This is a genomic window from Marinomonas vulgaris (assembly GCF_018145875.1).
Taxonomy (GTDB): domain Bacteria; phylum Pseudomonadota; class Gammaproteobacteria; order Pseudomonadales; family Marinomonadaceae; genus Marinomonas; species Marinomonas vulgaris.
The window spans coordinates 295,904-317,143 of sequence record NZ_JAGSSV010000002.1; the positions used below are offsets into that span (position 1 = coordinate 295,904).

General features: G+C 44.7%; 19 protein-coding genes. 10 read left to right on the forward strand and 9 right to left on the reverse strand.

Annotated elements, in window-relative coordinates; all coding sequences use genetic code 11:
- Window positions 1-136: 136 nt before the first annotated feature.
- The 5 genes from minC to J9B83_RS03625 all read left to right on the forward strand — a co-directional run bounded on the left by minC (window position 137) and on the right by J9B83_RS03625 (window position 4,486).
- Window positions 137-862, forward strand: coding sequence for a septum site-determining protein MinC (gene minC, locus J9B83_RS03605; RefSeq protein ID WP_211535358.1), 726 nt, complete (start codon window positions 137-139; stop codon window positions 860-862).
- A gap of 73 nt (window positions 863-935) precedes the next feature.
- Window positions 936-1,745 (forward strand): septum site-determining protein MinD, encoded by an 810-nt coding sequence (gene minD / locus J9B83_RS03610; RefSeq protein WP_211535359.1) that lies wholly within the window; start codon window positions 936-938, stop codon window positions 1,743-1,745.
- A gap of 1 nt (window position 1,746) precedes the next feature.
- Window positions 1,747-1,998, forward strand: coding sequence for a cell division topological specificity factor MinE (gene minE, locus J9B83_RS03615; RefSeq protein WP_211535360.1), 252 nt, complete (start codon window positions 1,747-1,749; stop codon window positions 1,996-1,998).
- 179 nt (window positions 1,999-2,177) lie between these two features.
- Window positions 2,178-3,359: a cytochrome-c peroxidase gene (locus tag J9B83_RS03620; protein ID WP_211535361.1), complete on the forward strand. Its 1,182-nt coding sequence runs from the start codon at window positions 2,178-2,180 to the stop codon at window positions 3,357-3,359.
- Window positions 3,360-3,433: 74 nt separating this feature from the next.
- On the forward strand, window positions 3,434-4,486 hold the full coding sequence (locus J9B83_RS03625; protein WP_211535362.1) for an aldo/keto reductase: 1,053 nt from the start codon (window positions 3,434-3,436) through the stop codon (window positions 4,484-4,486).
- Between the two features lie 146 nt (window positions 4,487-4,632).
- On the opposite strand, the gene fusA is transcribed toward J9B83_RS03625, so the two are convergent.
- The 4 genes from fusA to J9B83_RS03645 form a co-directional block, all read right to left on the reverse strand.
- Complete coding sequence (fusA, locus tag J9B83_RS03630; protein WP_211535363.1) at window positions 4,633-6,729, reverse strand: elongation factor G; 2,097 nt, start codon at window positions 6,727-6,729, stop codon at window positions 4,633-4,635.
- Between the two features lie 338 nt (window positions 6,730-7,067).
- Entirely contained in the window at window positions 7,068-7,736 is a 669-nt protein-coding gene (locus J9B83_RS03635; RefSeq protein ID WP_211535364.1) for a TIGR04211 family SH3 domain-containing protein, read from the reverse strand.
- Between the two features lie 124 nt (window positions 7,737-7,860).
- A complete protein-coding gene (locus tag J9B83_RS03640; RefSeq protein WP_211535365.1) occupies window positions 7,861-8,337 on the reverse strand; it encodes a DUF934 domain-containing protein in 477 nt (158 codons plus the stop codon).
- The gene (locus J9B83_RS03645; RefSeq protein ID WP_211535389.1) at window positions 8,321-9,982 is read right to left on the reverse strand and encodes a nitrite/sulfite reductase; all 1,662 of its coding nucleotides are present in this window, start codon (window positions 9,980-9,982) and stop codon (window positions 8,321-8,323) included. Before J9B83_RS03645 ends, J9B83_RS03640 begins: the two co-directional genes overlap by 17 nt.
- Window positions 9,983-10,246: 264 nt before the next feature.
- Here J9B83_RS03645 and nfuA point away from each other — a divergent pair, with 264 nt between their 5' ends.
- Complete coding sequence (gene nfuA / locus J9B83_RS03650) at window positions 10,247-10,828, forward strand: Fe-S biogenesis protein NfuA (RefSeq protein WP_211535366.1); 582 nt, start codon at window positions 10,247-10,249, stop codon at window positions 10,826-10,828.
- Between the two features lie 75 nt (window positions 10,829-10,903).
- On the opposite strand, the gene J9B83_RS03655 is transcribed toward nfuA, so the two are convergent.
- Window positions 10,904-11,980, reverse strand: a complete 1,077-nt coding sequence (locus J9B83_RS03655) for a 3-deoxy-7-phosphoheptulonate synthase (protein WP_211535367.1) — start codon at window positions 11,978-11,980, stop codon at window positions 10,904-10,906.
- A gap of 308 nt (window positions 11,981-12,288) precedes the next feature.
- Between J9B83_RS03655 and cysB the strand changes: the two genes are divergently transcribed.
- A complete protein-coding gene (cysB, locus tag J9B83_RS03660; protein WP_211535390.1) occupies window positions 12,289-13,263 on the forward strand; it encodes an HTH-type transcriptional regulator CysB in 975 nt (324 codons plus the stop codon).
- Window positions 13,264-13,364: 101 nt separating this feature from the next.
- On the opposite strand, the gene wrbA is transcribed toward cysB, so the two are convergent.
- From wrbA to J9B83_RS03680, 4 genes are all read right to left on the reverse strand, one after another.
- On the reverse strand, window positions 13,365-13,967 hold the full coding sequence (gene wrbA, locus J9B83_RS03665) for an NAD(P)H:quinone oxidoreductase (RefSeq protein ID WP_211535368.1): 603 nt from the start codon (window positions 13,965-13,967) through the stop codon (window positions 13,365-13,367).
- Window positions 13,968-13,978: 11 nt separating this feature from the next.
- Window positions 13,979-14,320: an arsenate reductase (glutaredoxin) gene (gene arsC / locus J9B83_RS03670; protein WP_211535369.1), complete on the reverse strand. Its 342-nt coding sequence runs from the start codon at window positions 14,318-14,320 to the stop codon at window positions 13,979-13,981.
- Between the two features lie 74 nt (window positions 14,321-14,394).
- A complete protein-coding gene (locus tag J9B83_RS03675; RefSeq protein WP_211535370.1) occupies window positions 14,395-16,119 on the reverse strand; it encodes a proline--tRNA ligase in 1,725 nt (574 codons plus the stop codon).
- A gap of 68 nt (window positions 16,120-16,187) precedes the next feature.
- Complete coding sequence (locus tag J9B83_RS03680; protein WP_211535371.1) at window positions 16,188-17,057, reverse strand: SMP-30/gluconolactonase/LRE family protein; 870 nt, start codon at window positions 17,055-17,057, stop codon at window positions 16,188-16,190.
- Window positions 17,058-17,141: 84 nt separating this feature from the next.
- On the opposite strand from J9B83_RS03680, the gene J9B83_RS03685 reads away from it, so the two are divergent.
- From J9B83_RS03685 to J9B83_RS03695, 3 genes are all read left to right on the forward strand, one after another.
- The gene (locus J9B83_RS03685; protein WP_211535372.1) at window positions 17,142-17,567 is read left to right on the forward strand and encodes an HIT domain-containing protein; all 426 of its coding nucleotides are present in this window, start codon (window positions 17,142-17,144) and stop codon (window positions 17,565-17,567) included.
- A gap of 67 nt (window positions 17,568-17,634) precedes the next feature.
- A complete protein-coding gene (locus tag J9B83_RS03690) occupies window positions 17,635-19,185 on the forward strand; it encodes a DUF2786 domain-containing protein (RefSeq protein ID WP_211535373.1) in 1,551 nt (516 codons plus the stop codon).
- 194 nt (window positions 19,186-19,379) lie between these two features.
- Complete coding sequence (locus J9B83_RS03695; protein ID WP_211535374.1) at window positions 19,380-20,897, forward strand: fumarate hydratase; 1,518 nt, start codon at window positions 19,380-19,382, stop codon at window positions 20,895-20,897.
- Window positions 20,898-21,240 lie beyond the last annotated feature (343 nt).

Below are 21,240 nucleotides of genomic sequence, written 5' to 3' on the forward strand. Positions count from 1 at the left end.
TGTGTAAAGAATGTGCTTATGTCACTTTCTTTAATTCATTGGCTTGATAGAATATACCAATAGCTCGTTTGTTGATCGTTTAGCCTCTGTCTGAGGCACTAAATGATCTTCTGGGCATCAAAAAAGGACAGTTTGCATGACTGACTCAGGCTTCCGACTCAAAGGAAGTGTTGTTACTACGATATTATTAGAGATTCAGTTCTTCTCATTGAATGATATTGTGTATCATTTAAAAGAAAAAATTGATCAAGTACCGCATTTTTTCAATCAAGCGCCTATTATTATCGATATTTCGAAAATGAAGCGCGGCATCACATTAGAAGAATTTGAGACCCTTATTCAATCAGTGAGTGGTTTGGGGTTAGGCGTTATTGGGTGGCGTTGTGATCCAGAAAATTTACCGGTATGGAAATCGTCAGTAACCATTCCATTGTTACCGGCGAGCAAAGCAAGAGCCATCAGTAATGCGGCCACGCCCAAAGAAGAGGTGAGCCCTGATGTGGTGGTCAAAACGGTTGTTGAAGAACGGTTAGTACCCCAATCAACCAAGGTGATCAGTAAGCCGATTCGTTCTGGTCAGCAAGTGTATGCTGAAGGAGATTTGATCGTTCTGGCTCAGGTCAGTGCCGGAGCAGAAGTGTTAGCCGATGGCAATATTCATGTTTATGGCGCTCTACGAGGTCGTGCCTTGGCTGGTGTTAAAGGGGATGTGGAAGCGCGTATTTTTTGTAAAAGCATGGAGGCCGAATTGGTTTCTATTGCAGGGAATTTTATGTTGACTGACGCGTTACAAGACATTGTTTGGAAAGACAGCGCACAAGTGTTATTAGTTGACGATAATTTAGAAATCGCACCGCTTTAACATTAACTTCAATTTTAACATTAAGATTTATTTGTAAGATAAACCCAAAGAGGGTTTATCGGGGGATATAGCATTGGCAAAAATTATCGTGGTCACCTCGGGCAAAGGGGGGGTCGGTAAGACAACTTCGAGTGCTGCTATTGGTACTGGTATTGCGTTGAAAGGGCACAAAACCGTCATTATTGATTTTGATGTGGGTTTGCGTAATCTGGATTTGATCATGGGCTGCGAACGTCGTGTGGTGTATGACTTTGTGAATGTGATCAACAAAGAAGCGACCTTGTCTCAGGCGCTGATTAAAGACAAACGCACTAAAAACCTGTTCATTTTACCCGCTTCACAAACACGCGATAAAGATGCTTTGACCATTGAAGGGGTGCAGGAAGTACTGGAAGAGTTGGCAAAAGAGTTCGAGTACATTATCTGCGACTCTCCAGCGGGCATTGAAAAAGGCGCTCAAATGGCGCTGTACTTTGCTGATGCAGCGATTGTTGTGACCAACCCTGAAGTATCCTCTGTGCGCGATTCAGATCGTATTTTGGGGATCTTGCAAAGCAAATCCAGACGCGCCGAGGAGGGTAAAGAGCCGATCGAGGAGCATTTGTTGTTAACACGCTACCACCCAGGACGCGTTGCTTTGGGCGAAATGCTCAGTGTCTCGGATGTAGAAGACATTCTGGCTATTCCCTTGTTGGGCGTTATTCCTGAATCTGAAGCGGTATTGAAAGCGTCTAACCAAGGTACGCCAGTCATTTTAGACACTATTTCTGAAGCGGGAATGGCCTACGGCGATGCGGTTGATCGTTTGATGGGTGAAGAGCGTCCGTTGCGCTTTTTAGAAGTGCAGAAAAAAGGCTTTATCAAACGTTTGCTGGGAGGCTAGAGTGGGAATTTTTGATTATTTTAAAAGTAAAAATGCTCCAACATCGGCTTCTGTAGCGAAAGATCGTTTGCAGATTATTGTTGCCCATGAGCGTACTAAGCGTTGTCAGCCTGATTATTTGCCGCAGATGCAGCAAGAGATTATCGATGTTATACGTAAGTATGTGAACATTGGCAGCGAAGACGTTCAAATTCAGTTGGACAATACCGACGATTGTTCGATATTGGAGTTGAATGTGACCTTGCCTGAGTAAAAGCCGTTTTTTCAAGATAATGGCTGTTTAAAAGAAGCGCTTAGTAGGATGATTGATACAGATCCTGTTAAGCGCTTTTTTTTGTGTTTTTCAAGTAAGATTGATTATCATTGGTGTACTGGGTTTTTCCATCGGTGTATTATGAATGTTCTTTTCATGACGCGATAGAGTGATCAAATATGCTGCGAATGTTTTTGGTGGGTGTGCTAGCGGCTTCTTTTCTTTCTGCTTGCAGTGAGCCTAAGCAATTAAGTGCCCAGCCTAAAGTCTCTAGTCAATCCAATGTGTTGCCCATTCCTTCTACCGATCCGAAAGCACTGCTTGGTGCACAGTTGTTTTTCGATCCCAGTTTGTCTAAAGAAGGCAATCAGTCCTGTGCTACGTGCCACGATATAGCCCATGGTTTTATCGACAGCCGAGGTGATGTGTTGCAAGGCGCTGTGTCGTTAGGCAGCGACATGCATTCTATGGGAACACGTAACACGCCGTCGGCGGCTTATGCGGCGTTTTCTCCGATGTTTCATCAAATGTCTGACGGCGAATATCGTGGTGGGCAATTTTTAGATGGCCGAGCGTCCAGTTTGGCGGAGCAAGCAGAGGGGCCTTTTTTGAACCCCGTAGAAATGGCATTGCCTAACGGCGCAGATGTGGTAAGTAGAGTCAAAGCCAATGAGCGTTATCAAGCCATGTTCGACGATTTGTATGGCAAAGATGTCCTGAATGATCCTAAAAAAGGGTATTCGGCGATAACGGATGCCATCGCATCGTTTGAAAAGACTGAAATGTTTATGCCTTTTGATTCTAAGTACGATCGAGCGTTACGTGGGGAAGTTAAGCTGACGCCGCAAGAAGAACTGGGTAAAGTACTGTTTTTCTCACAGCAATTTACAAATTGTAATGCATGCCATCAGTTAAATACATCGCCTTTTCACCCTCAAGAGACCTTTACCAATTTTGAATATAAAAATATTGGTGTGCCCGCTAATCCTGCTTTAGTTGCCAGGGAAGGGTATAAGAAAGACCTCGGCCTGCTAGAAAATCCAGCGGTTAAAGACGTGAATCAAGCCGGTAAATTCAAAGTGCCTTCCTTGCGAAACGTGGCGGTGACGGGGCCGTATATGCACAGCGGTGTGTTTCAAGATTTGCGTACCGTTGTTTTGTTTTATGATAAATACAACAACCCTAAGCGCACTATCAACCCAGAAACCGGTGAGGTATGGGGTGAGCCTGAAGTGGCAGAGAATATTGATTTCGAAAATTTAGAATCAGGCCCAGCGTTAAAAGACGAGAGAGTCGATGCCATAGTGGCATTTTTGAAAACATTAACGGATCGCCGATACGAACATTTACTTGAGCATTAGTTTGGGGGATGGGCGCATATGGTTTATTATTTTACGCACTCTATCGTCTTCTTTGACTTTTAAGGACAGTAATAATGAAGTATGTGCCACTTGGCCGAACCGGTTTAAATGTTTCTCGAGTGTGTTTAGGCACAATGACATGGGGAACGCAGAACAACCAAGCAGACGCTGACGAACAGATTGAATACGCGTTGGCAAATGGTGTGAATTTTATTGATACGGCTGAAATGTATTCTGTGCCGCCTACCGCTGAGTCTTATGGTAAAACAGAGGTGATTATTGGTGATTGGATTTCTCGTCACCCAGAGCGTCGGGAAGAATTCATTTTAGCCACCAAGATAGCAGGCCCTGGCTTAAAGTACATTCGAGGCGGCAGTAATATATCGGGTAAAACAGTGATCGAGGCCGTGGATGCTTCTTTAAAGCGTTTGCAGACGGACTATATCGATTTGTATCAATTGCATTGGCCTAATCGTACGACGCCGCATTTTGCTAAGCATTTCCCAGGTACGATTTCGTTTAGCGATGTAGAACGTAACGAGCAATCTGCGCAAATATTAGACATTCTTCATGGTCTTGATGCTTGTATTAAAGCGGGGAAAATACGCCACTTTGGTTTATCGGACGACACTACTTGGGGTATTAGCGAGTTTCTTCGTTTGAGTGAGAAACACGACTTACCACGCGTGGCATCTATTCAAAATGAATTCAGCTTGTTACACGCCAAAGACTGGCCGTACTTAATTGAACATTGTGTTCACGAAGACGTTGCGTATTTGCCTTGGTCGGCCTTAGCGGCAGGCGCACTAACAGGTAAATATTTAGGCGGTGCGCGCCCTGAGGGTAGTCGTTGGACATACGCTCAACGTCATGGGATTTTTCGTGATACGCCACTTGTAGACAAAGCAGTGACAGCCTACGTCGATGTGGCAAAAAAATATGAGATGACGCCTGCTCAGTTGGCTCTGGCTTGGTGTGATCAAGTTGATGGTGTTAGTTCTACTATCATCGGGGCAACATCGCTTGAGCAGCTTAAAGAGGACATGGATGCTTTTGATTTGAATCTGTCTGATGAGGCGTTACAAGACATCATGGCGGTCTTTAAGCTATATCCGGTTCCTTTCTAAGGTTGGTGGATATAACGGTATTCTAAAAGCGCTTCGGCGCTTTTTTTGTGTCTTGATAAAAGACTGATTGGCGATGTGACAATAAATTTTAGGCAATAAAAAACCCGATGCAAAAACATCGGGTTTTTTTAACAAAAAGTCAGGTATTACTTGTCTTTTCGTTCTTGTTCTTTCTTCTCTTTCACTGCAGCAATAACTGTTTCCGCTACGTTAGAAGGACATGGTAGGTAGTGAGAGAACTCCATAGAGAACTGACCACGACCAGATGTCATTGTACGTAGAGTACTGATGTAACCAAACATTTCAGATAGAGGAACGTCTGCTTTGATGCGAACGCCAGTCAAGCCTTTCTCTTGGTCTTTGATCATACCACGACGACGGTTAAGGTCACCGATAACATCACCAACGTGATCATCAGGCGTGAACACATCTACTTTCATGATAGGTTCGATCAACTGAGCGCCAGCTTTTGGAATAGACTGACGGAAAGCGCCTTTGGCAGCGATCTCAAAGGCAATAGCAGAGGAGTCAACGGCGTGGAAACCACCATCAAACAATTCAACTTCAACGTCTAGTACTGGGAAGCCAGCTAGAACACCTTCGTCCATCATGGACTTGAAGCCTTTTTCTACAGCAGGGAAGAACTCTTTTGGTACGTTACCACCTACTACAGAAGAAGAGAATGTGAAACCAGAGCCTGGCTCACCTGGTTTGATGCGGTAATCGATCTTACCGAACTGACCAGAACCACCAGATTGTTTCTTGTGCGTGTAAGTATCTTCAACTGGCTTAGTGATGGTTTCACGGTAAGCAACCTGTGGTTGGCCAACGATCAAATCAACACCGTAAGTACGTTTCAAGATATCCACTTTGATATCTAGGTGAAGCTCACCCATACCTTTAAGGATAGTTTCGCCAGAATCTTGGTCTGTTTCAACACGGAATGTTGGATCTTCTGCAACCATTTTACCGATAGCAATACCCATTTTCTCATTACCGCCTTTGTCTTTTGGCGTAACAGAAATAGAGATTACTGGCTCAGGGAAGACCATGGCTTCAAGCGTACAAGGATGTTTAGGATCACAAAGCGTGTGACCTGTTTGTACGTTTTTCATACCAACAATCGCTAAGATATCACCGGCTTGCGCTGAGCTGATTTCTTTACGATCGTCTGCATGCATTTCTACCATGCGACCTACGCGTTCTGTTTTGCCGGTGAAGCTGTTTAGAATCGTGTCGCCTTTATTCAATACACCAGAATATACACGAACAAAAGTCAGGGCACCAAAACGGTCATCCATGATTTTGAATGCAAGTGCTTTAAACGGTTCGTCAGCGGAAACGATGGCTTTTTCGCCGTTTGGGTTACCTTCTTCATCCGTAAGATCTTGCGGAATAACATCTGTTGGGCTTGGTAGGTAATCAACAACAGCATCAAGAAGAAGCTGCATGCCTTTGTTTTTGAACGCTGAACCGCAGTAGGTTGGGAAGAACGCAAGGTCACGGGTACCGGTGCGGATACAACGTTTGATGTCATCGATAGAAGGCTCTTCACCATCCATGTATGCCATCATAAGATCGTCGTCTTGCTCAACGGCTGTTTCGATTAGTTTCTCACGGTATTCTTCAACCTGATCAACCATGTCAGCAGGAACATCTTCGATTTTGTAGTTTTCTGGCAGACCAGACTCATCCCAGATGTAAGCTTTACGACTAAGAAGATCAACAACACCGCAGAACTCGTCTTCTGTACCAATTGGTAGCACCATGATAAGTGGTGTTGCACCCAGTACTTTTTGAACTTGTTCAGTTACACGGTAAAAGCTAGCGCCCAAACGGTCTAGTTTGTTGACAAAGATCAAACGTGCAACTTCTGATTCGTTAGCATAGCGCCAGTTAGTTTCTGATTGTGGTTCAACACCACCAGAACCACAGAATACACCAACACCACCATCAAGAACTTTCAAAGAACGGTAAACTTCTACTGTGAAGTCAACGTGTCCAGGTGTGTCGATAACGTTAAAACGGTGATCTTTCCAGAAACAACTTACAGCCGCAGACTGGATAGTAATACCGCGCTCAGCTTCCTGTTCCATAAAGTCGGTAGTAGATTCACCTTCGTGAGTTTCACCAATTTTGTGAATTCTACCGGTAAGTTTAAGGATACGTTCTGTGGTGGTTGTTTTACCCGCGTCAACGTGAGCAAAAATACCGATGTTTCTGTATTTTGATAAGTCAGCCATTACATTACTCTAAATAAGTGAGGACGAAATTTGCGCATTAGTATACAAGACTTTTTGTATTGCAGTCAGGTATTTCGCGCTATTCTATTATATTTTGCATGTTTAAAGAAAGGGGCAAGGGGAAAGCATTTCAGAAATGTTCTATGGTATTGATAACTAGTGATAAATTGTACATTTGCATGTAATGGAAACCACTTATCCCCTTTATATTTGAGTGCTTTTGATGTCATTTTGAGGAAAAAGAACCTTAGGTACAACAAAAACAAGTTGCTAAGGCCATCAAGAATCCAGTGCGGATTGCTTTACGGCCCATTCTTAATCTGTCGTTAAATCCGCTATTACGACCAAGATCCTGTATTGTTTTTCTTGCGACGCATCATTGGCAAAGAAATCCCCAATATTAAGCCACCTAGCAAGGTTGCAACGCCGAGCATATACCATTTTTGCGCGGTAGAGCTTTTTAGACTTTCCGCTTGTGCAAGGGCATTGGCTGTTTGTTGTTTTAAACTTTCTATTTGATAGCTGACATCTCGGTTTTGCGCCACAATTCTTTGTGCTTTTTCTGTAAGTTCTGCAGTATCGGTAATGCTTTTTTTGAGTTGAGAGTTTTCATCTTGCATCGCGCTATTGAGTTCGCTGAGCTGTTGAATTGTATTCTCTGCGTCAATTAAGGCATCTGCCATTTCAGCTTTGTCATTGGTACTTTGTGTTAGTCGATCTTGTAGTGTGCTTAATTGATCTCGACTCACCATGTCATCGCTTAAAAAATAATCGGCTACCCAGCCCTCATTTCCGCTAGGGGTTCTTACTTTTGTGTAGCCACCTTGTTGCTCTAGCAATTCAAGGGGCGTTCCGCTTTTTAAGCCGCGTTCTACCGCTCGGGTATTATTATCCTGGCCTTCACGTATCGCGACAAACTGAATGTCTGAGACATACACTGTGGCAGAATGAGCTGCCGCAGAAAGTAGGGCGCCAATAAGTAGGCTTGAAATGCGTATTTTAGACACCGTAAAGTTCCTTCAATTATCAATCACTTTTAACTGCTTTATACGATAATCATGCGTCAGCAAATACGCAATAAAAAAGGCCATACATATGGCCTTTTATCAGAGATTTACGTAAAACTTAGGGTTAACGGCGTAAAAACATAGGTTTAGGCTCTGCAGTATCCCCTTGATATGCCACTGAAAATGGCTTGTGTAACGCTAGGGCTTTTTCAAGGTCAACGTCTTCATTAAATTGGAAGCTGTTGAAGCCAACACGCAACAAGTAGCCTAGTTGATCTGGAATGAAATGACCAAGGGCTCTGATTTCGCCTTGATAATTGAGGCGTTCTTTCAGGAGTCGCGCGTAGCTAAAGCCGCGGCCATCAACAAATACGGGGAAGTAAATGCCGATGACGGCAAACTGTGACAGGTCGATACCTTGTAAGGATTCAACGCCATCTCCAGCGTCTAGCCAGATGCCGGCCACCTCTCCGATTTGATCTTGTTCATCCAGCCACTTCTTTGCCGGCACTATGGCATTAGCCACAACGTCTTGTTCTGAGTCTTTTAGCCAAACATAAGTGTTGTCGACGATTTCACCGTTTTTAATGAGCTTTGGCATAAGCGGCCTCTTTGAATGGAGTGATGCCGATACGGCGGTAAGTATCAATGAATTTCTCTTCTTCTGTACGATGTTCAACGTATACGTTCATCAATTTTTGAATGATGTCACTGATTTGCTCTTGGCCAAATGAAGGCCCGAGAATCTTACCAATGCTTGCATCGTGACCTGATGCGCCACCAATTGAAATTTGGTAGAACTCTTCGCCTTTCTTGTCTACACCTAGGATGCCAATGTTACCCACATGATGATGACCGCAAGCGTTCATACACCCTGAAATATTGAGGTCTATGTCGCCCAAATCGTAAAGATAATCGAGGTCGTTAAAGGTGTCCTGGATTTGATCAGCAATCGGGATAGATTTAGCGTTGGCAAGGTTGCAGAAATCCCCGCCTGGGCAGCAGATCATGTCAGTCAGCAGCCCAAGGGTTGGCGTTGCAAAGCCATGTTCTTTTGCGGCTTCCCAAACATTGATTAGCTCATCTTGTCGAACATCCGCAAGAACTAGATTTTGCTCATGACTGACACGTAATTCACCAAAACTGTACTGATCGGCTAAATCAGCCGCTTTAATCATTTGTTCAGCGGTTGCGTCGCCAGGTGCTTGTCCCGGCTTTTTGAGCGTTAAGGTGACAATGCGATACCCTGATTTTTTGTGCTCAAATGTATTGCGTTGATACCAGCGAGCAAACCCTGCGCTTTCGGCTAGTTTGGTTGTCAGGATATTGGGTTGATCTTCTAAAACTTGATACTCAGGTTCAGTGAAGAATCGACTTAGACGATCGAACTCACTCATAGGCACTGTGCTTTCTTTGCCTCTTAAATGAGCCCATTCGGCTTCGACGCGCTGACGAAATTCATCAATACCCAGTGCTTTTACTAAGATTTTGATGCGTGCTTTGTATTTATTATCACGGCGTCCCTGTTGATTATACACCCGCAAAATTGCATCTAAATAGGTTAGCAAGTCTTCGCGCGGCAGAAATTCAGTTATGGTTACGCCAACCATAGGCGTACGACCTAGTCCACCGCCCACAATGACTTTAAAGCCAATATCGCCTGCTTCATTTTTCTTGATATGCAGGCCGATGTCATGGACTTGAGTCGCAGCTCTATCGGCTGATTCTGTTGCGTTGACAGCAATTTTAAACTTGCGCGGCAAAAAAGCGAACTCAGGGTGAAAGGTTGACCACTGACGAATCAGTTCACAGTAAGGACGAGGATCAACAATCTCGTCTTTGATTACGCCAGCGTATTGATCTGTTGTGGTGTTTCGTATGCAGTTGCCACTAGTTTGTACGGCGTGCATTTGCACTTGTGCAAGTTCCGCTAAGATATCAGGCACAGTTTCTAGTTTAGGCCAGTTTAACTGTAAGTTCTGACGAGTACTAAAATGCCCATAAGCACGATCGTAGCGTTGGCTAATGTCGGCTAATGTGCGTAATTGAACACTGGACAACATGCCATAGGGAATAGCGATGCGCAACATTGGAGCATGACGCTGCACGTATAGACCGTTTTGTAAGCGTAAAGGTAAAAACGCTTCTTCACTTAATTCTTTGTTTAAGTAGCGTCGAGTTTGATCGCGGTATTGCGCTACGCGCTCTTCAACAAGCTGTTGGTCAATGTCGTCGTATTGATACATAGTGAGGTTAACCGTGGTTGATAAATTTTGGTAAGAGTATACTAGCAAATCTTGCTTATACTAAATATGAATATTTGACTATATATTAAGTTGTTTTAGTTATAATGCTTATTGATACGGTGACACTTCTTTGAGGTTGGCTCTGTGTCAGTTGTTTAGAAAAGAGGAAAAATACCTTACTTGTTTACTGGGTCTTTGGCTTTGCTGTGTAACTGCGGTAATATGCTTGGCATTGATCGTTTTATTGATTTTGAAAGGTTTACTATGAATATTACTATTACAGATAACGCTCAAGAGTATTTATCTTCTTTGTTAGAAAAGCAGGGTGTTGAAGGAATTGCTGTGCGTATTTTTATCCAGCAGCCAGGCACACCTCACGCGGAAACGTGTCTTGCTTATTGTCGTCCTGATGAAGTAAATGACACCGATGAAATCTTGAATCTTCCCAAGTTAAAAGTGTACATAGAGAAAAACTCGGTCAACTTTTTAGACGAAGCATTTGTTGATTACGCCACTGAAAAAATGGGTGGTCAGTTAACTATTAAAGCGCCTAATGCAAAAATGCCCAAGGTATCGTCAGATAGTCCGATAGAAGATCAAATTAATTATGTTTTGTATTCTGACATCAATCCTGGTTTGGCTGCCCATGGCGGTGAAGTGAGCTTGGTCGACGTGGTTGATGGTTGTGTGGCCATCTTGAAATTTGGTGGTGGGTGTCAAGGCTGTAGCGCTGTGGACTTAACGTTAAAAGAAGGCGTTGAAAAGACGTTGATTGAAAAAGTGCCAGGTTTAACCGCTGTAAAAGACTCAACAGATCACACGGTAACGGATAATGCTTTTATGTGATGCCTAGAGCTTCCATAAAGACAACAAAAAGGGAAACAACTAACGCTGTTTCCCTTTTTTAATGGCTATTTGATCTTATGCGCGGTTGCGTTTTGGTAGTACGTCGCGCAAGGCATCCGCCATGGCTGTTAACGATTTCTCTGTGGTTTCCCAATCAATACAGGCATCGGTAATGGACACGCCGTATTCCAGATCGGCTAAGTTAGCAGGCACTTTTTGGTTGCCCCATCCAATGTTACTCTCGATCATAAGCCCCATGATGGATTGATTGCCATCAAGAATTTGCTGAGTCGAGTCTTCTAACACCGTTACCTGACGTTCTGGTTTCTTATTGGAGTTTTCGTGGGAGCAATCCACCATGATGTTGTGCTTTAAGTTAGCCGCTGACAATGCCTGTTCGCTTAGCGCAATGTTCGCCGCGTCGTAATTGGGTAGACCGTTACCGCCACGAAGCACCAAATGCCCATAAGGGTTGCCTTTGGTGTTTACTATGCTCACCTGACCATTTTCATTGATGCCTAGGAAGGAGTGCGAGTGAGATACGGATTGCATCGCGTTGACAGCCACAGTCAGGCCACCGTCGGTGCCATTTTTAAAGCCAACAGGACCCGATAAGCCCGACGCCATTTCGCGGTGAGTTTGCGACTCTGTGGTGCGCGCGCCAATGGCTGACCAGCTAATAAGATCTTGAATGTATTGCGGAGAAATAGGATCCAGTGCTTCGGTGGCCAATGGAAGACCCAGTTCAGCTAAATCGATCAAGAGTTTACGACCGATACGAATGCCCTTGTCGATGTCAAAGGTGCCGTCAAGATTTGGATCATTGATCAAGCCTTTCCACCCTACCGTGGTACGTGGTTTTTCAAAATAGGCTCGCATAATGATGTAAAGAGTATCGTCAAGTTTTTCAGCAAGCGCTTTAAGGCGCACTGCATAATCTAGAGCGGCTTTTGGGTCATGAATGGAGCAAGGTCCAATCACGATAGCGAGACGGTGATCTTTGCCGTCCATAATGTTCTTGATGGTATCGCGAGATTCGGCAACATGATTACTGACACTGTCACTAACAGGTAGCGCATTTTTAAGTTGGCTCGGTGTTACCAAAGAGGTAAAAGAGGCAATGTTTAAGTCTTCTAGACGAATGTTACTCATTACGAGGTTTCCTGCTTTTTTACTTTTGTTTGTAGCGGTTTACAATATCCTGTTTCGATTGGCGAAAGAACCGCTGGGTGATGATTTTTAATTATTATAGGGATAGGCATTTTACACTAAAATCGATCGAAGCGGTGACAAGAATAGGCTGCCAAATGCGAGGCACCAATGAGCAATCAATTGTTATCATGTATGCCTGTTTTAAAAGACTGTAAAAATCAATTAAGCTGGCAACCACAGAGTTTTTTTACTATTCTATAAAGTAATATTTTACAATGTTTTTAACTCTTTTTCGAATAAGGGAAATGATGAAGTTACAGCAGCTCAGGTATATATGGGAAGTGGCACGCCATGATTTAAATGTTTCGGCCACGGCGCAAAGTTTGTATACATCGCAGCCTGGTGTAAGTAAGCAGATCCGTTTATTGGAAGATGAGTTGGGCGTTGAAGTGTTTGCGCGCAGCGGTAAACACCTCACCCATATTACCCCAGCGGGTGAAAAAATTATTGCTTTGGCAGGTGATGTATTGAGTCAAACGCAAAACATTAAGCGTGTTGCCAAGGAGTTCAGTAATGAGCGTAAAGGCTCTTTAGACATAGCCACAACTCATACCCAAGCGCGTTACGCCTTGCCTAAGGTAATCAATCAGTTTATTGAAGGCTATCCGGATGTTGCGTTGCACATGCACCAAGGGACACCTATGCAAATTGCTGAGATGGCCAATGATGGGGTGGTGGATTTTGCTATCGCTACCGAGGCGCTTGAACAGTTCGGCAATCTGGTGATGTTGCCTTGTTATACTTGGAATCGCTCCGTTGTGGTGCCAAAGGATCATCCTTTAGCCAGTGTCGGTAAATTAACGCTCGATGCGTTAGCGGAATATCCTATTGTTACCTACGTTTTTGGCTTTACCGGACGTTCACAACTGGACCAAGCTTTTCAGGAGGCTGATTTGCAGCCTAATGTGGTGTTTACAGCGGCCGATTCCGACGTGATAAAAACCTATGTGCGACTGGGTTTAGGGGTCGGTATTGTGGCTTCAATGGCCTACGACGATGCGCTGGATACGGATTTGGTGTCTTTAGATGCCTCGCACCTGTTTGCGGACAGTTGTACTAAAATTGGCATTCGCAGTAATACCTTTATTCGTGGCTATATGTACAAGTTCATAGAGTCTTTCGCGCCGCATTTGACCAAAGAGGTGGTGATGGCCGCTATGTCAGCGGGAAATCGTCAAGACGTTGAGCAGTTGTTTAAAGACACAGAGTTACCGCGACATTGATTCGCAAAGCACTTTGGATACTCTGGATGTTGCCAGTCCCTTAAAAATAGTAAACCGCTCAGTGAGCGGTTTTTTTTGCCTGTTACTCACACCTTAAACGGTTATTTTGACAGTTTAATAGCCAATTCAGCGATGCGCTTGCCTTGCGCTTCACACAAGGCTTTTTCGTCTTCTGTCAGGTTGGTGTCGTTAGTGCTGTTGGCGAGGTGACTTGCGCCGTAGGGCGTGCCGCCAGACAGGGTGCTGATAAGGGCTTTGTTTTTATAGGGTAAGCCCGCCCATATCATGCCGTGGTGAATAAGAGGCGTCATCATGCTATGAAGGCATTGTTCTTGTCCGCCGTGCATGGTGCTGGCGCTGGTGAATCCGCAGGCTGGCTTGTTGATCAAGCGACCAGTGAGCCATAAGGTCGACGTCTGATCGATGAAGTGTTTAAGAGGCGCAGCCATGCTGCCGAAATAGGATGGTGATCCCATGGCAAGACCGGCACAGTCGGCTAATTCTTCAAGGGTGCAATACGGCGCGCCTTCATCTGGTAATGCGGGTGCAGCGAGCGTGGTTGTACTCGCTACATCAGGAACTTGGCGTACTTTCGCTTCGATACCATTTACGGTGTTAACGCCACGGGCAAGGTGTTTCGCCATTTCCGCAATAGAGCCATGACGGCTGTAGAATAAAATCAAAACATATGGGTTTGCTGACATGGGGGCTCCTATTAGAACAAGGCTAAAACCGCTTCTGGCGGGCGACCGATTTTGGCTTTGTCATTGTGAATGACAATAGGGCGCTCTATTAAGCTTGGGTGTTGATGCATGGCTTGCAGTCGTTCTTCATCACTGCTTTCGTTTGTAAGTCCCAGTTCTTTATAAAGAGTCTCTTTGGTACGCATGAGTGCCAAAGGTGTAACGTCAAGTTGCTTTAAGAGTGTTTGAAGCTCATCGATGCTTGGGGCTTCTTTTAAATACAAACGTATTTCTGGCTCTATGTTGTGTTCTTCGAGCAATTGCAATGTTTGTCGGGATTTTGAGCAGCGAGGGTTGTGGTAAATAGTGGTCATCTTGGCACCTATTTATCGATCAAAATTTGGAGGGATGCCCGCCTTATACTTTTTGGAATAAAGCGGGTTGAGGGCTACTTTTTATTGGCGATGAAATCAACTGCATCAGCAATGGCGATGTCTTCGTTTTCAGCCGCTTTACGGTATCGGTATTCTAAGGTGCCTTTTTCTAGTCCCATGTCACCAACTACCAATCTATGAGGGATGCCAAGTAATTCGCAATCGGCAAACTTCACCCCTGGGCGCTCTTTACGGTCGTCTAGTAATACGTCGAGGCCTTTGGCTTTTAGTTCACTATAAAGGCGATCGCATTCGTTACGAACGGCTTCGGACTTATCGTAGTTCATCGCAACGATAGCAATATCAAAAGGCGCGATGCTTTCTGGCCACAAGATGCCCTTGTCGTCGTAGTTTTGCTCAATGGCCGCAGCGACAATGCGAGACACGCCAATGCCGTAACAACCCATATGCATGACTTGCGCTTTGCCGTTCTCGTCGAGCACGGTTGCTTTTAGCGCTTCTGCGTACTGTTGGCCAAGTTGGAAAATATGACCCACTTCAATGCCGCGTTTTATGACGATGGTGCCTTGGCCATCTGGAGAGGGATCGCCTTCAACCACATTACGAATGTCGGAGATTTCGAACTCTGCGCAATCGCGAGCCCAATTTAAGCCAACGTAATGGTAGTCGTCTTTGTTTGCGCCCGCGCAGAAGTCTGACATCACCGCAGCTGAACGATCGGCAATGATGCGAATGCCCTTGTCTTCGAGTCCTTTCGGGCCAATGGAGCCTGGAGCGCAACCAATTTTCGCGATTATGTCGGCTTCGTCGGCGAACTCAAATGGCACGACCAGGCCAGCAATCTTCTCGACCTTAATTTCGTTGATATTGTGGTCGCCACGAAGGACCAAAGCCGCAATGGTGGGTTCGCCCTGTTCGTCAATGGCCTTGACCAGCATGGTTTTAACCGTACTAGTGACGTCTAGTGATAAGAAATCAGCGACTTTTTGAATGGTTTTGCAATCGGGCGTGAATACTTCGCTGAGTTCTTGCGTTGGCTCATCGGCTTTTTCTTTTAAGCAGACGGCTTCAGCCAGCTCAATGTTAGCGGCAAAGTCAGAAGAGTTGCTAAAGGCAATGTCGTCTTCGCCTGAGTCAGCCAACACATGAAATTCGTGAGAAAAGGCGCCACCGATGCTGCCAGTATCGGCGCGCACAGGGCGGTAATCCAAACCGATGCGATCAAACACGTTGCAGTAGGCTTGGTGCATTACATCGTAGGTCTGTTGCAAAGAATCTGCGCCAACGTGAAATGAGTAAGCGTCTTTCATGCAGAATTCACGTGAACGCATAACGCCAAAGCGAGGGCGAACTTCATCACGAAATTTAGTTTGAATCTGGAAGAAATTCATTGGTAGCTGTTTGTAACTGGTGATTTCATTGCGAGCCAGTTCAGTAATGACTTCTTCGTGCGTTGGTCCGAGGCAGTAGTCACGACCGTGACGGTCTTGTAAGCGAAGCAATTCAGGGCCGTATTTATGCCAGCGTCCGGTTTCTTGCCACAGCTCTGCAGGTTGAACCCCTGGCATCATAACTTCTAAAGAGCCTGCTTTTTCCATTTCGTCGCGAACAATGTGTTCAACTTTGCGGAAAACCTTGAGTCCAGTTGGTAGCCACGTATAAAGGCCTTTGGAAATTTGGCGAATCATACCGGCGCGCACCATTAGCTGGTGGCTAGTGACCACCGCGTCTGTTGGTGCATCACGTAGGGTCGAAAATAAATAGTTGCTTGCGCGCATAATAATAGTGTCTGTGCTTGAGGTTAAATAAGAGTATGGGTATTGATTATTTGGGCGTTATAAAAGCGTTAGCCTGCAAAGCGTGGCTCAATTTGCCCTTTTACATTGGTTTCTATTGCAAAAATGCCTCCCGCTTGCGGGTAGGTTTTCAATTCTTCTTCGCTGTGCGCTGCTCTGCAGGTGCTTACAAACAGTGTAGACATATCTGGACCGCCAAACGCTACCATAGTGGGGTACAAGGCAGGAACGGCGTGTTCTTCAAGAATCTCGCCAGCAGGGCTGATTTTTACCACTCGTTGTCCTTGATAAAGTGCTGACCAGTAATTGCCTTCACAATCGACCGCCGCGCCATCGGGGCGACCGTTTCCACGAGGAAATTCAATAAAGACACGCTTATTGCTGGCTTGCCCCGTATTGATGTCGTAATCAAACTGATACACCACATGATTGGGGGTATCGGAGTAATACATTACGGAGCTATCGGGTGAAAAAGCCAAACCATTAGACGTCCACGCTGCTTGATCTAGCACAGTTGATGAGCCGTGACTGAATTGATAGAGCGCGCCATTAAAGGCATCTTTCGGTGAATACATGGTGCCAGATAAAAAGCGGCCTTTGGCGTCGCATCGGCCATCGTTAAAACGGGTGGTCTTTTGGTCGTAAGTGGCCAACCAGTATGGTGTTAACTCAGCGGTAAAATCTGTAAATGTGTAAACGCCGGATCGAAAAGCGGCAATAAATCCATCGTCTTCGGTTAACGAGAAACAGCCTATTTCTTCGGTAAACTCACGCTTTGTCAGTGCGTTTGATTTTGTGTCGTACGCATATAAAATAAAAGCGTCGATGTCGACAAAATACAGTGTCTGAGTGCGTTCGTCCCATCGTGGGCATTCGGCTAATTTTGCTTGTGCATCGACTGCACAGTGCATATCCGTCATGCGAGCTCCAAGTCTCTGAGAGTTTTTGAAAATAGGGTGCTATAGTGCTTACGAAAGCCATTTTTGTAAATAGGGATAGTAAAGATGTTTGAGTTAAGTCCTGTGTTAGAGCGTGATTCCGTTCTGATTGGTTGCTTTAATTTGTGCCAGTTGCGTTTGATCAATGATGCGCAATTCCCTTGGTTTGTTTTGGTGCCTCAGCGAAACGATGTAACAGAGATCTACCAATTAGTTGAAGAGGATCGTCAACAGCTTATGGCAGAGAGCTGTTTATTAGCCGAAGCGTTGCACGATGCTTTCTCGGCGACAAAGCTAAATGTTGCCGCCATTGGCAATCAGGTGCCGCAATTGCATTTACATCATGTTGTGCGCTACCAGACCGACTCCTGCTGGCCGGCCCCAATTTGGGGGAAACTCCCTGCTGTTGCTTATGATGATGAAGAATTGGCTGATATCTTGCAGAAGATAAGAACCTTGCTCAATGATGATTTAATTTTGCCTGTTGGTTAAAAGTCAGCTTATTCATCGTTGAGGGTTCATTTTAATATTATTCTAATGTCGCTTGGAAATCGGTTTTATGAGCATAACTAAGAGAAAGAAAGCTATTCAGAAAGTGGTCAAGTTGCTGAATCTAGCAACATCGACCAATTCCAGTGAATCTGTGGTGGCCTTGCGTCATGCTGAATCTCTTATTAGGCAGTATCAAATTGCTCAGAAAGAATTACCGATTTTGCAATTATGCGAACGCTCCATGTTGTATCGTGTGAGTTGGGGTGGGGCGGCTCCAAGACATGTCAAAGAGTCAACATCTAAACCCTCTCCAGAACCAATTCGTGCTCGACGTTTCAGTGAAAAAAGCCCCGATCCTAGTCGTTTGTACGAAACGGCTCGGACCATATTAGATGATGCCGATTTAAGTGGCTTCCATGCAGAAGAGGTCGTTACTAATGCGGCGGATAATCAAGCGACTGAAGAAAGCCATGAAGATGGTGGAAAGCCATTCGAGGCAACTGAGCCCACATCGCAATACACAACGACTGATAATGTGATTGATGCTGCTCAAGCGTTTCGGACAGCGTCTTCGACGAATGATTCGTTTGCTGAAACGTTAAAAAGCCAATATGCGACCAGCGACCCTAAAGTTCCGTTTCAACAAGACAGTTACTGGTCTGCAATGCATGAAAAACTCGAAGAGTTTGATGAGGTAGCGGTTCAGTCTGATATTGAGGTGCTTGATAAAAAGCTAAATGCCGCAAAAGAAACGTTAGAACGCAAAAAAAAGCAGCGTTACGAACACGAGCAAAAAGAAGTGCAAGAGCGCTCGGAACGTGCTCGAATCGAGCAGAGTTTTGAGGAAGCCATGGAGCGTGCTTTTCAGGCCAGAGCTAAGGCGTACGAAGCATGGGAAGCAGAGTGTGCGAATCTGCGGATGGCACGATTAAAGGAGGAGCAAGAAGCGTCGCAGAATTTCGAGGCTCTTAATGATGCCTTGTCAAAAAACAAAGAGTCTTATCGACAGCACCTTCAACGCAAAGAAGATTATCGCGCCGCACAAATTATGCATGACCTTCGTGGGCAGTTAGTGATGGCGGTGTCGGCAGAAGGTGAAAGTTCGTTTGAGAAAGTGATTGCGCTGATGGAAGGAAATGGCCTGTCTTTGAAAGATCTTGAGTTCTCAGACATTAAAAATAAAAGTTTGTTTATTCGCCTATTAGAGCGGGAATCAGCGAAAATTCAGGATGTGCATCAGCGGGAACAGCATACTGAAGACATGCTGGATAAATTTTTACACTCTAATCATCATCAGAAAAAGGCTCAGCCATCCGAAAATCCAGTTCAACATATACAGCGTTTACTTATTACGGCCAGTGAAGGTGGTCAATTCGAAGCTCACAAAAGCCTCGAGCAAGTCATTTATCTAATGGAAAAAAATGCCATTGGTGTGCGCGATGTTGGCTATGGCTTTATTAAAAAATACTCTGTGTTTATTCGCCTCATTAATTGGGAGGCGGAGCGTATTTCTTCATTGTCAGAGAGAGAAAAGTTTACTGCGCAAATATTGGAGGAATATATTCAGCACTCAGTGAAAAAACCAGGCGCCAGTCAAGAGCAAAAAGCAAGCCGCTAGTCTGTGACGCTTGTTGGAAACATCTCTTTGTAGTTTAAGTACGCACCCTACACATTCCTTTGCTATATACCCTTCATTCATTTGTATGATGAAGGGTATATTTCTTTAAAACCCACCTTAATGCTTTCCTTGCGCGCTGGCATCTTTTACCATTTCGCTTTCGAATTAACCGTAATACTCAGCAGGAGAGAAGCATGAGCATTATCAAAGAAAATGATCTGATCGACAGCGTGGCCGACGCGTTGCAGTTTATTTCTTATTACCATCCTTTAGATTTTGTTAAAGCGGTGCATGAAGCGTACGAAAGAGAAGAAAGCAAAGCGGCAAAAGACTCCATGGCGCAAATTCTTATTAACTCTCGCATGTGTGCTGAAGGTAAACGTCCAATTTGTCAGGATACGGGCATAGTGACTGTTTTTATCAAAGTGGGTATGAATGTTCAGTGGGAAGGGACAAAAAGCGTTACCGACATGATAAACGAAGGTGTGCGCCGTGCTTATTTACACCCTGATAATGTGTTACGTGCTTCTATTCTTGATGATCCTGCTGGTGCTCGTAAAAATACCAAAGACAATACACCTGCGGTGATCCATATGGAAATTGTGCCGGGTGACACAGTTGAGGTGCATGTGGCAGCAAAAGGCGGCGGCTCTGAGAACAAGTCTAAGCTGGCCATGCTGAACCCTTCTGATGATATTGTTGAGTGGGTGAAGAAAACCGTTCCGACAATGGGCGCGGGTTGGTGCCCACCAGGTATGCTTGGTATAGGTATAGGCGGTACAGCAGAAAAAGCCATGGTGATGGCAAAAGAATCCTTGATGGAGCCAATTGATATTCACGAACTTAAAGCTCGTGGGCCTCAAAATCGTATCGAAGAACTGCGCCTTGAAATTTTCAAAGCGGTAAACGATTTGGGCATTGGCGCTCAAGGTCTTGGTGGTTTGACAACGGTACTAGACGTAAAAATCATGGATTACCCAACGCATGCTGCTTCTTTGCCTGTTGCAATGATTCCAAACTGTGCGGCGACACGTCACGCGCATTTTGTATTAGATGGTACGGGTGCTGCGGACCTTGTTCCACCTTCACTAGATGATTGGCCAGAAATTACTTGGGAAGTGGGAGACAGTGTTCGTCGAGTTGATCTAAACACCATCACGCCAGAGCAAGTAAAGGATTGGAAACCAGGTGAAACCGTACTGCTTAACGGAAAAATGTTGACAGGTCGTGATGCGGCTCATAAGAAAATGGTCGAAATGATGGCGAATGGCGAAGAGTTGCCAGTCGATCTTAAAGGTCGTTTTATTTATTACGTAGGGCCAGTTGATCCTGTTCGTGATGAGGCAGTGGGTCCTGCGGGTCCAACCACAGCGACGCGCATGGATAAGTTTACTCATACGATCTTAGAGAAAACCGGATTGTTGGGTATGATTGGTAAGTCTGAACGTGGTCCGGTTGCTATCGAAGCCATTAAAGAATTTGGTGCTGTATACTTGATGGCAGTAGGTGGCGCGGCGTACCTAGTATCTAAGGCGATCAAAAAAGCAGATGTTATTGCTTTTCCTGAGTTAGGTATGGAAGCCATTTACGAATTTGATGTGGTTGATATGCCGGTTACCGTTGCGGTGGATTCTGCGGGTACGTCTGTTCATATTACAGGGCCTGCTGAGTGGAAAACTAAAATTGAAGCGCAAACTCTTGAAATAAAGTAACAGTTTCAGAGCGTTAGCGTTTATAAAAACCACTGCAATTATTTTGTAGTGGTTTTTTTGAAATAATAGTTGCGTGCTTAATTTAAATCTGTATTATACACGACCTCAGCCAAGCAGCTTGCTTGGTAACGCTCTTTAAAATAGATAATCAGATAATTTGTGTGGGCGCTCGCTAGAGGCTTCAGAAGATCGACACGGTTTACTTAGTTTACTGAGTAGGTTGTGAGCGATCAAAAAAATTGAAGTCTTGCGAAACGTCTAACACGTCAATTCGCTTTATGTTGGTTTGTGATCTTAGGATGATGAATCGATTAAGTTATTGTTAGTGTAATAGATTTTGAGT